At 67.5% G+C, this 17,002-nt stretch carries 12 protein-coding genes; 4 read left to right on the top strand and 8 right to left on the bottom strand.

The features are described from left to right. Positions 1-60 precede the first annotated feature (60 nt). Both glgX and DFO45_RS20365 read left to right on the top strand, forming a co-directional pair. Entirely contained in the window at positions 61-2,148 is a 2,088-nt protein-coding gene (gene glgX / locus DFO45_RS20370; protein WP_133866299.1) for a glycogen debranching protein GlgX, read from the top strand. Between the two features lie 80 nt (positions 2,149-2,228). Beyond that, the gene (locus DFO45_RS20365) at positions 2,229-3,722 is read left to right on the top strand and encodes a carboxypeptidase M32 (RefSeq protein ID WP_133866298.1); all 1,494 of its coding nucleotides are present in this window, start codon (positions 2,229-2,231) and stop codon (positions 3,720-3,722) included. 4 nt (positions 3,723-3,726) lie between these two features. Here the strand turns inward: DFO45_RS20365 and DFO45_RS20360 are convergent, their stop codons facing one another. The 5 genes from DFO45_RS20360 to DFO45_RS20340 all read right to left on the bottom strand — a co-directional run bounded on the left by DFO45_RS20360 (position 3,727) and on the right by DFO45_RS20340 (position 10,182). Then, on the bottom strand, positions 3,727-4,836 hold the full coding sequence (locus DFO45_RS20360; RefSeq protein ID WP_133866297.1) for a DUF1513 domain-containing protein: 1,110 nt from the start codon (positions 4,834-4,836) through the stop codon (positions 3,727-3,729). Between the two features lie 16 nt (positions 4,837-4,852). Beyond that, positions 4,853-5,926: an imelysin family protein gene (locus DFO45_RS20355; protein ID WP_133866296.1), complete on the bottom strand. Its 1,074-nt coding sequence runs from the start codon at positions 5,924-5,926 to the stop codon at positions 4,853-4,855. An 81-nt stretch (positions 5,927-6,007) separates the two neighbouring features. Then, complete coding sequence (locus tag DFO45_RS20350) at positions 6,008-7,252, bottom strand: di-heme oxidoredictase family protein (protein ID WP_133866295.1); 1,245 nt, start codon at positions 7,250-7,252, stop codon at positions 6,008-6,010. Further along, positions 7,252-8,724, bottom strand: coding sequence for a multicopper oxidase family protein (locus tag DFO45_RS20345; protein WP_133866294.1), 1,473 nt, complete (start codon positions 8,722-8,724; stop codon positions 7,252-7,254). Before DFO45_RS20345 ends, DFO45_RS20350 begins: the two co-directional genes overlap by 1 nt. Positions 8,725-8,871: 147 nt before the next feature. After that, positions 8,872-10,182, bottom strand: a complete 1,311-nt coding sequence (locus DFO45_RS20340) for an imelysin family protein (protein WP_133866293.1) — start codon at positions 10,180-10,182, stop codon at positions 8,872-8,874. A 571-nt stretch (positions 10,183-10,753) separates the two neighbouring features. Between DFO45_RS20340 and DFO45_RS20335 the strand changes: the two genes are divergently transcribed. After that, positions 10,754-11,617, top strand: a complete 864-nt coding sequence (locus DFO45_RS20335; protein ID WP_133866292.1) for an FTR1 family protein — start codon at positions 10,754-10,756, stop codon at positions 11,615-11,617. Between the two features lie 11 nt (positions 11,618-11,628). On the opposite strand, the gene DFO45_RS20330 is transcribed toward DFO45_RS20335, so the two are convergent. Beyond that, positions 11,629-13,191: a cryptochrome/photolyase family protein gene (locus tag DFO45_RS20330; RefSeq protein WP_133866291.1), complete on the bottom strand. Its 1,563-nt coding sequence runs from the start codon at positions 13,189-13,191 to the stop codon at positions 11,629-11,631. Between the two features lie 74 nt (positions 13,192-13,265). Next, positions 13,266-13,940, bottom strand: coding sequence for a DJ-1/PfpI family protein (locus tag DFO45_RS20325; RefSeq protein WP_133866290.1), 675 nt, complete (start codon positions 13,938-13,940; stop codon positions 13,266-13,268). An 80-nt stretch (positions 13,941-14,020) separates the two neighbouring features. Between DFO45_RS20325 and DFO45_RS20320 the strand changes: the two genes are divergently transcribed. Continuing rightward, complete coding sequence (locus DFO45_RS20320; RefSeq protein ID WP_245518200.1) at positions 14,021-14,974, top strand: helix-turn-helix domain-containing protein; 954 nt, start codon at positions 14,021-14,023, stop codon at positions 14,972-14,974. 42 nt (positions 14,975-15,016) lie between these two features. On the opposite strand, the gene DFO45_RS25135 is transcribed toward DFO45_RS20320, so the two are convergent. After that, complete coding sequence (locus tag DFO45_RS25135) at positions 15,017-16,714, bottom strand: methyl-accepting chemotaxis protein (RefSeq protein ID WP_133866288.1); 1,698 nt, start codon at positions 16,712-16,714, stop codon at positions 15,017-15,019. Positions 16,715-17,002 lie beyond the last annotated feature (288 nt).

Here is a 17,002-nt window from a genome sequence, read left to right as displayed (position 1 = left end):
AGGGAAACTTTGCGGGCGCGGCAGCGTTTCAGTTCGGATGTCGAACCGCGCGAGCCCCCCATGCAGCATGATTTTCACCCCGCCCGCGAAATCCTGGCCGGCGATCCGACGCGGCTCGGCGCCGTCTACGACGGGCAGGGGACGAATTTCGCGCTGTTCTCCGCCCATGCTGAGCGGGTGGAACTCTGCCTCTTCGACGGCACAGGCCGGCAGGAGATGGAGTGCATCACCCTGCCCGAATATACGGACGAGGTCTGGCATGGATATCTGCCGGGCGTTGGACCCGGCACGCTCTATGGCTACCGGGTGCATGGCCCCTACGCCCCGGAGGAGGGGCATCGCTTCAATCCCAACAAGCTGCTGATCGATCCCTACGCCCGCGATCTCGTGGGGGCGGTAAAATGGTCTCCTGCTCATTATGGCTATGTGCTCGGCGGCGAGGAACAGGATCTCGCCTTCGACGCGCAGGACAGTGCGCCCTTCATGCCCAAGTGCCGGGTGGTGGACCCGCGCGAGGACGGCGGCCGCATCCACGCCAAGCCTCGCGTGCCGTGGGACCGGACGGTGATCTATGAGACCCATGTGAAGGGCATGACAAAGCTGCACCCTTCCGTTCCGGCGGACCTGCGCGGCACCTTCGAGGGCATGGGGCATCGCGCGGTGGTGGACTATGTGAAGAGCCTTGGCGTCACTGCCGTCGAGCTCCTGCCCGTGCATGCCTTTCCCGACGATCCCTATCTCGTGGAAAAGGGCCTCGCCAATTACTGGGGCTACAACACGATTTCCTTCTTCACGCCGGAGTTGCGCTATCGCGGTCCCCGCGGGCGCGCCGGTTTTCGCCGAATGGTGCGGGCCTTCCATGATGCGGGCATCGAGGTGATCCTCGACGTGGTGTTCAACCACACCGCCGAGGGCAATGAGCTGGGGCCGACGCTCTCCTTCAAGGGCATCGACAACTTCAGCTACTACCGGACGATGCCGGAGACGCCGCGCCACTACATCAACGACACCGGCACCGGCAACACCATGAATGTCGCCCATCCGCGCGTGATGCGGATGGTGCTGGACAGTCTGCGCTACTGGGCGAACGAGATGGAAGTGGACGGCTTCCGCTTCGACCTCGCCACCATCCTCGGCCGCGAGCCCCATGGCTTTGATCCGCGCGGTGGCTTCCTCGACGCCATCGGTCAGGACCCTGTGCTGGCGCAAGTGAAGCTGATCGCGGAACCCTGGGACATCGGCCCTGGCGGCTATCAGGTCGGCGCCTTCCCGCCCGGCTGGGGCGAGTGGAACGACAAATTCCGCGACACCATGCGCGATTACTGGCGTGACACCGAGGGCACCACAGGCGACTTTGCGGCTCGCCTCACGGGCTCCGGCGACATCTATAACCAGCGCGGGCGCCGGCCCTGGGCTTCGGTGAATTTCATCACCGCCCACGACGGTTTCACCCTCAACGACGTCGTTTCCTACAACGACAAGCACAACGAGGCGAACGGCGAGAACAATGCCGACGGCCACTCCCACAACCGCAGCTTCAATTACGGCGTGGAAGGCCCGACCGACGATCCGGGCATTCGCGCCGTGCGGGAGCGGCAGAAGCGCAACCTGCTGGCGACGCTGCTCCTCTCGCACGGCACGCCCATGCTGCTCGGCGGCGACGAGTTCGGCCGCACGCAGGCTGGCAACAACAATTGTTATTGCCAGGACAATCCCCTCTCCTGGATCGACTGGAAGGGCATAACGGAGGAGGGCAAGGCGCTGACCGCTTTCGTGCGCAAGCTGCTCGCCCTGCGCGCCCGCCAGCCGCTCTTGCGGCGCGCCAGCTTCCGCGATGGCATGGTCGTCACCTGGCTCAATCCGGGCGGCGGCGAGCAGACGCTGGAACAATGGGCCGATGCCGGCGCCACCTCCATCGCCGTTCGCCTGGCGCGGGAGGACCTTCAGGGACAGGAGGGTGTGTGGCCTGAACTCATCCTCGCCTTCAATCCCCATGAGGCGCCCGTGCCGTTCGTCCTTCCCGAACGCGGGGGGAAGCGCTGGGAGGCGGTGCTGGACACGGACATGGGCGAGGGGCCGGCCCGCTCAACGGCCGGTGGCGCGGAGGCCGTGGAACTCGCCGGTCGCTCTCTGGTGCTGTTCGCGTGAGGGCGACGGGAGCGGCCCCCTAGGCAAGCGGCCTCCCAGCGCCTAACCATGGCCCCCGGAACGTTCGATCCGGGGACACCATGACCGCCTATTCCGCGCTTTCCGCCCATTTCGGCCGCGCCGCGGCGCTCTCCAACGCGCTCGGTATCCTCCAGTGGGACAGCGACACCATGATGCCCAAGGGCGCCGTGGGCACGCGGGCCGAGAGCATGGCGCTGCTGCGCGTGCTGGCGCACGAGATGGTGACGGACGCGCGCATTGGCGACTGGATCGCGGATGCGGAAGCCGACACCGCGCTCGATGCCTGGGCGAAGGCCAACATCCGCGAGATCCGCCGCGTGTGGACGGTGGAAACCGCTGTGCCGGCCGATCTGGTGGAAGCCTCCAGCAAGGCGATCTCCATCTGCGAGATGACATGGCGGCAAGCCCGCGCGGATGCCGACTTCAAGGCTCTGCTGCCCTATCTCTCCGAAGTGCTGCGCCTCCAGCGGGAGATCGGCACCGCCAAGGGCGAGAAGCTCGGGCTGTCCGCCTATGACGCGCTGCTGAACGATTACGAGCCCGGCGGCCGCTCGGCGCGCATCGATGCGCTGTTCGCGGACCTCGCCGCATTCCTGCCCGGCTTCCTCGATGAGGTGCTCGCCGTGCAGGGCCGGCGACCTCAGGATGCGCCGCTCGTCGGCCCCTTTCCGGTGGAGGCCCAGCGGGCCTTCGGCGTGAAGATGATGGGCGTCGTCGGCTATGATTTCGAGCGCGGGCGGCTCGATGTCTCCACGCACCCCTTCTGCGGTGGAGCCGACAATGATGTGCGCATCACCACCCGCTACAACACGGACGATTTCACCCATGCCCTCATGGGCGTGATGCACGAGACCGGCCACGCGCTCTATGAGCAGGGCCGCCCGCAGGCGGTGCTTGGCCAGCCGGTGTCGCAGGCGCGCAGCATGTCCGTGCATGAGAGCCAGTCGCTGCTCATGGAGATGCAGGCCTGCCGCAGCCGCGAGTTCCTGCGCTTCGCCGCCCCGCTCATGCGGGAGGCGTTCGGCGGCGAGGGGCCGGCCTGGGAGGCGGATGCCCTGTGGCGGCGCTACACCCATGTGGAGCGCGGTTTCATCCGCGTGGATGCGGATGAGGTCACCTATCCCGCCCACGTCATCCTGCGCTACCGGCTGGAAAAGGCGCTGATTGCGGACGAAATGCCGCTCTCGGAGCTCCCCGCCGCCTGGAATGCGCAGATGCAGGAACTGGTGGGCGTCACCCCGCCGGATGATCGCCTCGGCTGCCTTCAGGATGTCCACTGGCCGAGTGGCGGCTGGGGCTATTTCCCCACCTATACGCTGGGGGCCATGACGGCGGCCCAGATCTTCGATGCCGCCAAGCACGCCGATACGGACATCCTGCCCGGCATCGCGCGGGGCGATTTCAAGCCGCTGGTGACGTGGCTGCGCGCCAACATCCACGGCCAGGGCTCGCTCTATGAGACGGACGATCTCCTGACCCGTGCCACCGGCCGCCCGCTGGATGCCTCGGTGTTCAAGGCGCACCTGCGCCGGCGCTACATCGAGGAAATCTGATCCCTCAGGCAACCACCATGTGGTTGTCATAGCGCGGCCCGCCGGTGCGGCGGGCCACCACGCCGAGGCCGTCCGCCTCGGCGGCGATCACGATCACCTCGCCATAGCCGCTGGTGGCGATAAAGCGGCCGGGCTCCGGCGTCGCCGCGAGCCCGCAGCCGTCCACGAGTGGCACCGTGCCCACATAGCGCCCGTTCCGCTGCCAGACGGAGACGCGCCCGCCACGCGGGCTGGCGCAGGCGACAAAGGCGCCCGAGGCGTCGATGGCCACCGAGCCCACATAGCCGCGCAAGGCGCGCAGTTCGTTCTCCGGCGCCTCATAGGCGGTGAGCTTGCCGTCTTTCGCGATGTCGAACAGCAGCGGCCGCGCGACACCATCTGCCAGTAGATCCTGCGCCGCCACCACAACGCCGCCTTGCCCGTCACGGGCGAGATGGCGGAGGGACAGGCTGGCGAGATCCTGCGAGAGCGCGCCTTCGCCCCTGATGCTGCCGGAGGCGGGGTCGAGCAGCGAGATGGTGGAGCCGGACACCTCCGCATCGCGGGCCTCAGGCGTGTGGGGCTCGATGCCGCCATTCGCCACCACCAGCGTCTCGCCGACCCGCATCAAATCGTGCGGGCCGTCGCCATTGGTGGGCCATTCGGCGGTGATCTCGAACTTCCCGGCGACACTCCGCACCGCCACCATGCCGCGCCCCATGGTGCGGCGGGAGCCGTCCTCGATGCCGCGCTCGATCTCATTGGTGAGGAACAGCGCCCCATCCGGCGAGAAGCGTCCATGGCCGGAGAACACTCGGCCTTCTCCTGGCGCAAACTGGGAAACAAGCCCACCCCGCGCGCGGTCGAACACCAGCGCTACATGACCCGGCCGACGGCCGACGGCAACGGCGAGCGGGCTGTTGGGGCTCGCCTCGATGCCGTGGAGGCGCGCGGGCGTCGTCGCCTTTGGGGCAGCCGCCATGTCCGTGCCCATGGCGAGCGCGCCAAACCCCTTGTCCAGCCCGGCGGTGGTCAGCCAGCCTTCATCAAGGGCATGGACATCGGCATAGCTGCGGCGCGGCCAGGCGATCACGGCGCTGGCGAGGCCCAGCAGCGAGCGGCGGGAAAAGCCCATGGCGGCCTCCTCTCGATCAGTCCCCATCGAGGGCGTTGAAGCCCAGCGAGATGCCGAAATAGGAGGCGATGGGGCGATAGACGGTGAGCTGCGCCGCCTTAAAGACCTTCACCTCCGCCTGCACCTTCTGCTCGCCTGCGGCGGTCTGGGCGGCGGCGGAGAGGTCGGCGGGGAAATCGGCGGCCGCCTTGTCGGCGGCGGTAGCGGCGCGGTTCACCACATATTGCGGGCGGCTCGGCAACTGCTTGGCCACCTCCTGCAACAGGGAGTTGGCACTGGTGATCATCACCTTGACCACCTGTCCCGAGCGGCCGGCGCGCCAGCCATCCGCCAGCAGGGGTTTCGCATTTTCCGGATTCGGGCCAAGCACGGGCAGGATCTTGATGTCCGTCGTGCGCTGATAGGCCATGGCAAGGTCGGTCAGGAACATGCCCGGCAGGGCGCCGAGATCCGGAAAGAGCGTGGTGTCGCCCTTGCCCGAGACGATGGCGCCCAGCACGCCTTCGGTGCGGCTGCCCCAGGCGGTGCGGATCTCGCCGGCCATGGTCGCGAGGTTCTGGGCGATGCCGAGCCCATAGGCCCGCCGGCGCACGGCTTCATCGCCCTTCAGCAGGGCATCCGCCGCTCCGTCCTCGAATAGCAGCCGCTCCAGGGCCGGAAAGCCCTGTGCGCCAGCGCTCGACTGGGCGAGGCGGTCGGGCGCGACGCGGCCGGCATCGGCATCCGAGATGATCTCGCCCATGGCGCGGGAGATGGCGTTGCGCCGGTCGGGGAAGAAGTTGAAGCGATCCGGCCGCAGGTTCTGGCTGGCGGGACCCAGCGTGATGAACTCCACCGCCGTCCAGGCGTCCGCCGCCTTGGCAAACGCGCTCTTGAGGCCGGGTATGGCGCCCGCGTCCGGCTTGGCAACGAAGGCCTCCCAGGCGGCCTTCTGGGCCTCGGTTGTCTCGCGCAGCGTGTCATAGCGCGGGAGCAGCCAGCCTTCGATGAGTGGGATGGGATCGAGCTTTGGATCCGCCGCAAAGCCAAGGCGCGGCAGGCCGCTTGCGGCGACCAGCGTCAGGAGAAAGCGGCGGGACAGGCGGATCATCGAACAAGGCTCTCCACGGCGGCCGGTGCATGTCACGGCATGCAAGAGGCGGGAACCGGCCGGATCATAGCTTGGAACAGGTCATAGCTTGGAAACATATTGCAGGAGTGCCGCCTTCTGGCCAGCGGGCAGCGCCCTGAAACGCGCGACCGCGCCTGCGGCCTGTCCGCCATGCCACAGCACCGCCTCCTCGACCGATTTGGCCCGGCCATCGTGCAGCAGTCCGGTGTCGCGGGCGAGCGCATCCGACAGGCCGGCCAGAGGCGCCGTGCGCCATTCGCTCGGCTTTGCGCCGGGGTCCGGCAGCGTATCCGCGAGGCCTTCGCCGAGATCGTGCAGCATCAGGTCGGTGAAGAGGCGCACGGTGCCGCCCTGGCGCGAGGGCAGCGCCGGCTGGTGACAGGCGGCGCAGCCGGTGGCGGCGAACAGCCGCGCCCCGGCGGGGTCCTTTTCCGTGTCCGGTGTCGGAAGGGAAGCCACATAGGCCACCACGCGATCGAGAATGCTGTCGGGAATCTCGAGCCCCCCTTCGCCCCTCTCGCCGTGCGGCGCATTGCGGCAAGCGGTCTGCACCGGCGTGCAATCGCCCCAGGGCTCGGGATGGAAGGACGTGGACATGCCCATGTCGAGGAAGAAGGCTTCCGCCGACTGGGAGGCGAGGGTAGGCTGGGAGGCCTTCCAGCCGTAACGGCCGATCACCGTCTTCCCATTGGCGGCGGGCACGCGCCGCAGCCGGCCATGCACCGCCTCGGGGCCCTTGGCCTGCTGGGCCTCCAGCTTTTCAAGCGCGGCGTCCGAAACCTGCTCAAGCTGGCCGCGTCCGCGCAGATCCTGCGCGACGCGCAACGACAGCCCGGTCGCGGAAGCCAGAGGTCCATAGCCCAGTTGCTGGGGCGCGGGCGTGCGGGCGGTGCGTCCGTCGGGAAGCGGCTTGTCCGCGACGCCGAGAATGCCCTCCGGCGTGAGCCCAGGCACGGCGTCGATCTGTAACCGCCGGCCATAGACCGGATCGCCCGTGCCCCCCGGCTGCATGAGCACCAATACCATGCCGCGCCCATCGAGCTGTCCATCCGGCGTCACGATTGTGCGCGCGCGCCTGCCGTCGGGATGGCAGGAGGCGCAGGAGCGGGCATCGAACAGCGGGCCGAGCCCGTCGTCCGCATGGGTGGAGGAGGGCGCGGGCACCCAGGCGCGGTTGAACAGGGCGCGGCCGATGCGGATGTCGAGCCCATCGAGGCCTCCGGCGGCGAGGGCAGCGGTTGCCGCCCCGCACAGGCCGGCAAGGAGGCTCAGGCCGAGCAGGACGCGGGTCGGACGGGAGATCATCAGGCGACCTTGAACCAGCCCATGAGGCCGGTGTCCATGTGTTCCAGGATGTGGCAGTGGAACACCCAGTTGCCGCTCACCGCCTTGAAGGCGATCTCCACCGTTTCGTTCGGCTCCACGATCACCGTGTCCGCAAGGTATTGCGGCATCTTCGGCTTCTTGGAGTGGGAGAGCACACGGAAGATGTGGCCGTGCAGGTGCATGGGATGCACGTGCTTGGTCACGTTGGTCATGGAGACGATGTAGCTGGCGCCATGATCCATGCGGGCCAGAGGCGGCGGCAGCCGCAGATCCTCGCGGGTGGACCAGCTGTCGCGGCTGATGGCCCAGTGGGTGGTCGATCCCACGCATAGCGAATTGGCGAGGGCCTTGGACAGGGGGGCGTCCGCCGGCAGGGGCGGGGAGACGGCGGTGGGGCCGGCGGACACCTGGAGCAGGAATTCCAGTTTCTGCGCCTTCTTCAGGTCCGGCAGCGGTACCTGCGGCGCGGGCAGCGGGCGAGGCTTCACCGGCGTCTTGCGCTTGCCCTTGTCCACCGCCACCAGCGTCGTCAGCAGATAGGGCTGGTCCGAGCGGTAGTCATAGATCTTCACTTCCTCGTCCGGCGCGGGCATCCGGATCTGCACGTCGGCGCGCATGGCCGACCCCATGCGCCATACGCCGTTCGGCAGCGCATTGAGGGAGACCGGCGGCAGGGCCTGCCCGTCCACGGCAATCAGGAAGGCATCATCGCTGTCGCAGCCGAGGTCGATGACCCGCGTGGCATCCGCCACCAGCGCGCGCACGCGGACGTCACCGAAGGCCGGCGCCTCGACGCGAGGGGGCGTCGTCTTGCCGTTGGTGGCGCGGATGGTGCCGAATGTGCCGGCGTTCGCGGCACCGTCGTCCGTGGTCATGTCCAGCCAATTGCCGTCGGTGGCCAGGCGCCAGTCCTTCACCACCACGAAGCACTCGGCATCATAACCCGCCTTTGCCTCGGCGGGATCATCCACAACCAGCAGGGCCGCAAGGCCGCGCCCGACCTGACCGGTCTCGTCGCAATGTGGATGGATGAAATAGAAGCCGGCGTCCGGTAGCGGCACGTTATAGCGGAAGTGCCCGCCGGGCTCGACCACGTCCTGCGTCAGCGGCGGCACGCCGTCGGAGAGATAGGGCAGGCGGATGCCGTGCCAGTGGACCGTGGTGGGATCGGGAAGGGCGTTCTCGAAATCGACGATGAGGCGCGTGCCCCGCTGGAAGCGGAACATCTTGAACAGTTCGCCGTCATAGGCGCAGACGCGACGTGTCAGGGGGCCATCGGCACCGAGCAGCCGGGCGTCTATCTCGCGCGCGGTCAGCGTCAGATTGCGGGTCGGGGCGGAGGCGGGCAGCGTGTCGAAGGCGGCAGGCACCTGACCGATGGCAGACGGCACGAAGGACACCACGCCGACGGCGGCCCCTCCCAGCAACAGACTGCGACGCGAAATCTTCACTTCAACATCTCCCGTCGAACCCCGCTCAGCAGGGTCCGCTGTGGCCCCGATCGTCGGGCCGTCCGGGCGGCGGGCACCGAAGGGTGCCAGCAGGCAGAGGGTTCAGGCCGTGCCCGGCGCCATGGGGCGCCGGGCACGGGAAAAGACTCACTTCTTCTTGGCGTTCTTCGGATCATCAAGGCTCTTGGAGCCCTCGACCTTGATCTGGATCTTGAGGGCGGCGACGCCACGCTCGATGGCATGGGCCTGCGCCACGAGCGCATCCACGCCGTCTTGGATCATCTTGTTGCCCTCGGCATTCCCCTCGGCGAGCATCATGTCGTAATACATGCGGCCGCTGTCGGCGGTGTCCTTGATGACCTTCAGAGCCGCATCGGCGCCCTTGATCTTGGCATCGATCTCATCGGCGATCTTGGCATCCTTCGCCCGCACGAGGTCGGCGACGGAAGGACCGGTGAAGGTGGAGCCGTCGTAGCGCTTGGTGCGGCCGTAATAGATGTCGGCGATGCCCACCTCGTCGTAATAATGCGAATTGTGGGTGTTGTCGGAGAAGCAGTCGTGCTCCTCTTCCGGGTCGTGGAGGATGAGGCCGAGCTTCATGCGCTCGCCGGCCAGTTCGCCGTAGGAGAGCGAGCCGATGCCGGTGAAGATGGTGGCAAGGCCCGCCTTGTCATTCTTCTTGAGCAGCGCGGCGCGCGCCTTGCCCTTCGGGCCCCAGTCCTCGGCCATCTCCTTGAGATCCGCGACCAGCGTGTCGGTGGCGACCTTCAGATACTGGGCGCGGCGCTCGCAATTGCCGTGAGTGCAGGCGTTCTTGTCATAGTCCGTATAGGGACGCTCGCCGGCGCCGGGTCCGGTGCCGTGCAGGTCCTGGCCCCACAGGAGGAACTCGATGGCGTGCCAGCCGCTCGCCACGTTGGCCTCCACGCCGCCCGCGGAGTTCAGCTTGTGCAGCAGCTCGGGCGTGAGGTTCGTGGTGTCGAGCGTCTTCTTGCCGATGCGGATCGACTTGTTGGCGATGATGTTCGCCGTATAGAGCGGATTTTCATCCGACTTCGTGCCGTAGCTCTTGGTATCGACATAGTCGATCAGGCCTTCATCGAGCGGCCAGGCGTTGACGTTGCCTTCCCACTCGTCGACGATCTTGTTGCCGAAACGGAAACCTTCCGTCTTCATGTAGGGGACACGGGCCTTGCGCCAGGCCTCCTGGGCGGCCTTCTGGGTCTCGGCGCTGGGGGCGGCGATGAAGGCGTCGATGGCCTTCTGCATCTCGGCGGCAGCGGTGTAGCTGTCCGTATACATCGCCTGCGCAAGATCGGCGTAGCTGGTGATCACGGACCGGGCGCTCGGGGCGGCATTGGCCGCTGGCGCCGGGGCGGGTTTCGCGGTCTGGGCAATCGCGGGTCCGGCCATTCCGAAGGCCAGCGCGAAAGCGGCGGCGACCATCTGCGCGCGCATCTATGACATCTCCCAATCGGCTTCGCAGCGGGTCAATGGCGCGGAACCGCGCTCCTGCGAAGCGGCGCCAAGCGCCAAGCGGGAACCTATCCCCGAGCCAAGCAAGATCACAAGGTGAGTCAAAGACAATGGAATAATTCCATGGAAGCTCCGCGAGACATCCGTAATGAAATGGAGGAAAGTCCTCGTATCGCAGAATTGTGAGGCGGTTGCACCGGGGGTGTGACATCTGTTCGCCAGAACCGCTGCGGGCAAGGTGACGCAGCGCGGCACGCCACTTCTCTTTCGGTAGCCGCCTCCAACGGAGGAGGTGGAAGGGCTATTTTTGAGATGATCTAAAGTAGATCATTTCTAAATATTCGCCGTCTCGGTGACACCGCCGGACGGGCCGTGTACCACAGATCAGACACGCGCCGGACCTTGCAAATGCTTGCCGTTACGGCAGGTCAGGCGCGGAAATTGAGCTGATGCGTACAGGTGCCCGTCGGGGCTTCGTCGCGGATCTTGAGGGGCTGCCATGTCCCGATGATGATGCGATCGAACCTTGCAGGGCGACGTCGGGAGATGCCCCATGCTGGCGGCCTTCGTCATCGTGTTCCGGGAAGTGCTCGAAGCCGGCCTCATCGTCGGCGTGATGCTTGCGGCCTCCGAAGGCGTGCGCGGGCGGGGTGCGGTGATTTCGGCCGGCATTCTCGGCGGTGCCATCGGCTCGGCCGTGATCGCGCTCTTTGCGGAGCAGATCGCCAATCTCTTCGAAGGCTCGGGCCAGGAACTCCTGAATGCGGCCATCCTGTCCGTCGCGGTGGTCATGCTGGTCTGGACGGTGGTCTGGATGGCGAGCCACGGCCGCGAGATGGTGATCGAGATGCGGGCTCTGGGCGGCGATGTGAAGGCCGGGCGCCGGCCGCTCGCCGCGCTGGGGCTCGTGGTCGGCATGGCTGTGCTGCGCGAGGGCGTCGAGATCGTTCTGTTCATGTACGGCATCGCCATCACCGGTGGCGAAACGCCGCTGAACGTCTTCTTCGGCTTCATGATGGGTGTGGCTGCCGGCGGAGCCGTCTCCTTCCTGCTTTACCGGGGCCTCGTCAGCATTCCGGTCAAGCACCTGTTCAAGACCACGACGGTGCTCATCACGCTTCTGGCTGCCGGCCTCTCGGCGCAGGTGGTGGGCATCCTCCAGGATTCCGGCTTCATCCAGTCGCTGGCCGATCCGCTGTGGGACAGCACCTGGCTGCTGGCGGACGACAGCGCCGTCGGCCGCGTGCTGCGCACCCTCGTCGGCTATCGCGCGCAGCCCACGGGCATGCAGCTCATCGCCTATGCGGCCACCGTGGCGGTGATCGTGGGCCTCTCCGTTGCGGTGAACGGTCGCCTCGCCCGCGCCAAGGCGGCTGCACCCGTTCGCCATACGCCGATGCTCCAGCCCGGCGAGTGAGCCGGAGCGTCTCAGTCGAGATCGGAGCCCGTCGCGTCCAGCCGCGTCAGGAAGGCGTGGGCGCTCTCAGCGATGGCGTCGCGCCTCTTTTCGTCCAGCCGGTCGAAGGTGCGATAGGCGGTGGCGAGCCGCGCATTGCCGGCGAGCGCCGTGCGGTTACGGGCAAGGAAGTCCCAGTACAGGTAGTTGAACGGACAGGCTTTTGGTCCCGTCTTGGCCGCGACGTCATAGGCGCAGCCACCGCAATAGTCGCTCATGCGGTCGATATAGGCCCCGCTCGCCGCATAGGGCTTTGAGCCGAGCAGGCCCCCGTCCGCGAACTGGCTCATGCCGATGGTGTTGGGTGCTTCCACCCATTCGAAGGCATCGGCATAGACCGCGAGATACCATTCGTGCACCTGCCGCGGCGCGATGCCGGCCAGCAGCGCGAAATTGCCGGTCACCATGAGCCTCTGGATGTGGTGGGCATAGGCTTCCGCCCTGGTCTGGCCGATGGCCGCGGCCATGCAGGCCATCCGCGTCTCGCCGCTCCAGTAGAGCGAGGGCAGGGGCCGTGACGCGGCAAGCGCGTTGCGGTCCAGATAGCCTGGCATCGTCAGCCAGTAGATTCCGCGCACATATTCCCGCCAGCCCAGAATCTGGCGGATGAAACCCTCGACGGCATTGAGCGGCGCTCGGCCGGCCCGATATTCGGCCTCGGCCCGCTGGCATACCTCGAGGGGCGAGAGCAGGCCGACGTTGAGATAGAGTGCGATCACGGCGTGATAGAGGAAGGGCTCGCCCTCCAGCATCGCATCCTGATAGTCGCCGAAGCGCGGCAGGGCCTCGCTCAGGAAATGCGCGAAGGCGGCCTCCGCGTCCGCCCGCGTCACGGCGAACCAGAAAGGCTCTGTGTCCCCGAAATGGTCCGCGAAGCGGGCCGCGACGAGATCGAGCACCTCCCGCGTGTCCGCGGAAGGCGCAAAGCGGGGCGGGCGGGGCATGAAGAGGTCGGCGCGCGCAGGCTTGCGGTTTTCGGCATCGAAGTTCCAGCGCCCGCCACAGGGCTCCCCACCATCCATCAGCAGGCCCGTGCGGCGGCGCATCTCGCGATAGAAGAACTCCATGCGCAGGCCCTTGCGCTCACCGGCCCAGGCGCGGAAGAAGGCCTCGGGGCAGAGGAATCGGTCATCGGGCGAAAGGTCGAGCGTCCGCCCCTCCATCCAGGGGGCGTCGGCCCAGGCCTTCTGCGCCTCCAGAACGCGCCATTCGCCGGCTTCGGTCGCCGCCACGCGCTCGGGGCTCCAGCGTCCGACGGCGCGTTCCAGTTCGCCGCTGAAGGAGCCGGTGTTTGCGGGATCCGCGAGGCGCACATAGTCGACGCGCCAGCCATCCGCTTCCAGCTCGCGGGCGAAGGCCCGCATGGCTGCGAGGATGAAGGCGATCTTCTTCCTGTGGTGCGGTACATAGGTGGTCTCCTCGGCCACCTCCACCATCAGCACCACGTCCCGCTCGCGATCCCCGCCCCTGAGTGCGGAGAGGCCGGGCGAGAGCTGATCGCCCAGCACGAAGCGCAATGTCCCGATCTTTGCCATGTCACCCCGCAGCGTCACCCGCCCTATACGGGCGGGGCGGGCGGGCGGTTTGCACCAGCGTTTTGCGGAGCCTCTTAAGCGGCCGTGATGCGGGCGATGATGGCCTCGCGAGCCTTGCGGGAGGCCGAGAAGCGCTCGCGCACCGCCTGCACGATCTCCGCCGGTGCCTCCTGGGGCGTGCCGGACTGGAAGGGCGGGGCGGGCGCATATTCCAGTGCCAGCTGGACCCGCTGCGCGGTCTCCGCCCCCAGCAGCTCGGCGATCACGGTGAGGCCGAAGTCGATGCCGGAGGTGACGCCGCCGGCGGTGATGAGATTGCCGTCCCGCACCACGCGCCCTTCGGTCGGAATGGCGCCGAAGGCGGTGAGCAGGTCCACCGCATTCCAGTGGCTGGTGGCGCGCTTGCCCTTCAGGAGACCGGCGGCGCCCAGCACCAGAGAGCCGGTGCAGACGGAAGTGAGATAGCGCACCTCGCCCGCGCGGCTGCGGATGAAATCGAGCGCGTCCGCGTCCTCCATGAGCGCATTCACCCCCGCGCCACCGGGCACGCACAGCACATCAAGGGGCGGGCAGTCCGCATAGGTGGCGGTGGGCACCAGCGGCAGGCCAGTGGATGCGATGACGGGTGCGCGCTCGCGGCCGATCAGCAGCACTTCGCTCCCGGGCGCGGATGCGAACACCTCATAGGGGCCGGTCAGGTCCAACTGCTGGACATCAGGAAAGGCAAGGATGCCGAAACGAAGAGGCATGGGACACTCCGGAGCTTGACGCAGCCACCATAGGGCGATTGCATCTGGCGCAAATGCCAAATGCCCCTCGCTTTCTGCCAATGCCGGTCCGCCGGGTCGAAGTCCTGGCCTTCCCCGATGTCCAGTTGCTGGATGTCGCCGGTCCCCTGCAGGTCTTCGCGACGGCCAACGATCTGGCCAAAAGCGCCGGAGAACCCGCGCCCTATGAGATCGAGACCGTGGCGCGGGCACCCGAGGTGCGTACGTCCTCGGGCCTTCGGCTTGCCACCACAACGATCCCGGACGCGGAAGCCCCGCTCGACACCTTCGTTGTCGCCGGCGGGCGCGGGGTGAATGTCGCGATCCTCGACCCGGAAATGGTGGATCTCGTCCGGCGTCGATCCGCCGCCGCCCGCCGCACCGCTTCCGTGTGCAGCGGCGCCTTTCTGCTGGCTCAGGCGGGGCTGCTCGACGGCCGGCGGGCGGTGACCCACTGGCAGCGCTGTGCGGAATTCTCCCGGACCTTCCCGCATGTGAAGCTGGAGCCCGATCCCATCTTCGTGCGGGACGGCGACATCTGGACGTCCGCCGGCATCACGGCAGGGATCGATCTTGCGCTGGCGCTGGTGGAGGAGGATCTGGGCCACGGTCCGGCTCTTGCGGTGGCCCGCCAACTGGTCGTCTTCCTCAAGCGGCCCGGCGGCCAGGCGCAGTTCAGCGCCGCCCTCGACATGCAGGACGGCGGCGGGCGGTTTGACGCGCTGCACGGCTGGATGCTGGAGAACCTGAAAACCGATCTGTCGGTGCCGGTGCTGGCCGATCAGGCGGGAATGAGCGCGCGCAGCTTCGCTCGCCATTATCAGGAGACCACCGGCCGCACGCCGGCGCGTGCCGTCGAACAGATGCGGGTGGAAGCCGCACGCAGGCTTCTGGAGGCACGCACGAGCGTCAGCGAAGCCGCGCGCCGCTGCGGCTTCGGCACCGAGGAGACCATGCGGCGCAGCTTCCTGCGGCTGCTCTCAGTTTCCCCGCAGGCCTATCGGGAGCGGTTCTAGCTGAACCGCCCCGCGCCCGCGAAGGGCGCGGGGCAGGCGGCATTATGCGGCGTTGAGATCGCGGACGAAGGTTTCCACCACCTCCCGCAGGTCGGCGGCCTGGCTGGAGAGGCCCTGCGAGAGATCGAGCAGTTGCGAGGCAGCCGAACCGGTCTCGACGGCCGCGCGACCGACCCCTTCGATATTCTCCGTCACCTGATTGGTGCCGACGGCTGCCTGCTGACAGTTCTGCGCGATCTCGCCGGTGGCCGCGCCCTGTTCCTCCACCGCGCTGGCGATGGCGGCGGAGATGGACTTGATGTCGGAAACCACGCGCACGATCTCGCCCATGGACGATACCGTGCCCTGGGTCGCGGTCTGGATCTCGCCGATCTTCTGGGCGATGTCGTTGGTGGCGCGGGCCGTCTGTGTGGCGAGTTCCTTCACTTCGGTCGCCACCACCGCAAAGCCCTTGCCGGCCTCGCCCGCGCGCGCCGCCTCGATGGTGGCGTTGAGCGCGAGAAGGTTCGTCTGGTCGGCGATGCCCTTGATGAGATTGATCACGTCGCCGATGGCGGTCGCGGCGCCGGCAAGCTCCGTGATGCGGGCGTTGGACGCTTCCGCTTCGCGGAAGGCCACATCGGCCACCTCCGCGGAGTGGGCCACCTGCCCGGTGATCTCGCGCACCGAAATGGCGAGGCTGTCCGAGGACGAGGCTACCGTTTCCACGTTCGCCGCGGCCTGCTCCGCGGCGCTTGCCACGGCCTGGGCCTGACGGGACGTCTCCTCGGCGGTGGAGGAGAGGTTGCGGGCGGAATTCGCCACCTCTCCGGAGGACTGGGCGAAGCGGCCCGCCAGTTCCTGCATGCGGGCGACGAAGCCCACCGCAACGGTTTCCCGGCGGGCGAGGCGTTCACGCTCGGCGGCTTCGGTGGCAGCCTGCGCGGCGCGCAGTTCCTCGCCCTGCTGGAGCTGTCCGCGCAGCACGTCGAGGGCCTTGGCCATGGCGCCGATCTCGTCCTTGCGGGTGTCGCCGGTGATGGCCACGTCGAGCTTGCCGGCGCCGATCTGAGTCATGGCGGCAACCATGGCGTTGATGGGCGCCACGATGCCGCTGCGCACCAGAAGGGCGGCGATGAGAATGATGACCACAGTGGAGCCGATCACCCCGGCGAAGGTGAGCAGGATGGTGTTGCTGGTGGTCCGCTCGCCTTCCGCATTCATCGTGGCGATACGGTCCCGCATGATGTCGTTGATCTCGACAAGCGACGTGATTGTCTTGTTCAGGGCCGGCTCGCAATCCCGCTGCATCAGCCGCGAGGCGCGGGTGCTCATTGTCATGTCGCCGACCACGCTCGAAAGCTTCAGCGTCTCGGCGCAGGCCTGCTCATAGGCGGTGTGCAGCACGCGGGTGGCGGCGCCGATCCTGTCGGCGGCTTCGGGCATGGCCTTGGCGGCAAGACCCATGCGGTCGTCGAAGCCCTTGAGTGCCTCGGCCTGTGCCGCACGGGCGGCCTTCACGTCGTCGTCGGAAAAGGCGGAGACCTGCCGGTAGATGGCGACGCTGGTGCTGGCGGCGAGACGGCCGGCGCGGGCGATGTTGATGGCTGCCGCCTGCGGCCCCTCCGCCTGGGTGCGATACATGTCGTTCAGCGCGGAGATGTTGTGCGTGGCGTAGTAGGCGCCGGCCGCGCTGGTGAGGCCGAGCACGAGCAGAAGGCTGACGACCTTCCAGATCATCGGAAAATTGCGATAGGACATGGGGGTATCTCGCGGACGAGCGCGCGCCGAAATATGCGGCGGAACGCAACGGGCCGATGGGCGGAGGTGACGCATCACGGTTCGCGTCCAGTCTTTCGCGGGGCTTGCGTCTTTCCTCCGCGCCAATGTGCCGGACGCCTTGCTGCCATGCGCATTTGCAGGTCCTCGCAACCCTCCGGTTGGTGGCCTTTCCCAAGCCGGCGTGGCAGGTTCCTGCCACGCTTTGCTGCGCTCGACGGCATTCCGTGATGCCTTGTGGGGCATTAGAGGAGCAGGCAGCTTCATCAT

It is taken from the genome of Azorhizobium sp. AG788 (assembly GCF_004364705.1).
Taxonomy (GTDB): domain Bacteria; phylum Pseudomonadota; class Alphaproteobacteria; order Rhizobiales; family Xanthobacteraceae; genus Azorhizobium; species Azorhizobium caulinodans.
The sequence above is the reverse complement of the archived record's forward strand: the minus strand, read 5'-3'. Positions and strand labels throughout refer to the sequence as shown.

What these genes read in the sequence shown, in the direction of transcription:
- glgX (WP_133866299.1), top strand. Translation starts at nt 61, where the DNA reads ATGCAGCATGATTTTCACCCCGCCCGCGAAATCCTGGCCGGCGATCCG.
- DFO45_RS20365 (WP_133866298.1), top strand. Translation starts at nt 2,229, where the DNA reads ATGACCGCCTATTCCGCGCTTTCCGCCCATTTCGGCCGCGCCGCGGCG.
- DFO45_RS20360 (WP_133866297.1), bottom strand. Translation starts at nt 4,836, where the DNA reads ATGGGCTTTTCCCGCCGCTCGCTGCTGGGCCTCGCCAGCGCCGTGATC.
- DFO45_RS20355 (WP_133866296.1), bottom strand. Translation starts at nt 5,926, where the DNA reads ATGATCCGCCTGTCCCGCCGCTTTCTCCTGACGCTGGTCGCCGCAAGC.
- DFO45_RS20350 (WP_133866295.1), bottom strand. Translation starts at nt 7,252, where the DNA reads ATGATCTCCCGTCCGACCCGCGTCCTGCTCGGCCTGAGCCTCCTTGCC.
- DFO45_RS20340 (WP_133866293.1), bottom strand. Translation starts at nt 10,182, where the DNA reads ATGCGCGCGCAGATGGTCGCCGCCGCTTTCGCGCTGGCCTTCGGAATG.
- DFO45_RS20335 (WP_133866292.1), top strand. Translation starts at nt 10,754, where the DNA reads ATGCTGGCGGCCTTCGTCATCGTGTTCCGGGAAGTGCTCGAAGCCGGC.
- DFO45_RS20330 (WP_133866291.1), bottom strand. Translation starts at nt 13,191, where the DNA reads ATGGCAAAGATCGGGACATTGCGCTTCGTGCTGGGCGATCAGCTCTCG.
- DFO45_RS20325 (WP_133866290.1), bottom strand. Translation starts at nt 13,940, where the DNA reads ATGCCTCTTCGTTTCGGCATCCTTGCCTTTCCTGATGTCCAGCAGTTG.
- DFO45_RS20320 (WP_245518200.1), top strand. Translation starts at nt 14,021, where the DNA reads ATGCCGGTCCGCCGGGTCGAAGTCCTGGCCTTCCCCGATGTCCAGTTG.
- DFO45_RS25135 (WP_133866288.1), bottom strand. Translation starts at nt 16,714, where the DNA reads ATGTCCTATCGCAATTTTCCGATGATCTGGAAGGTCGTCAGCCTTCTG.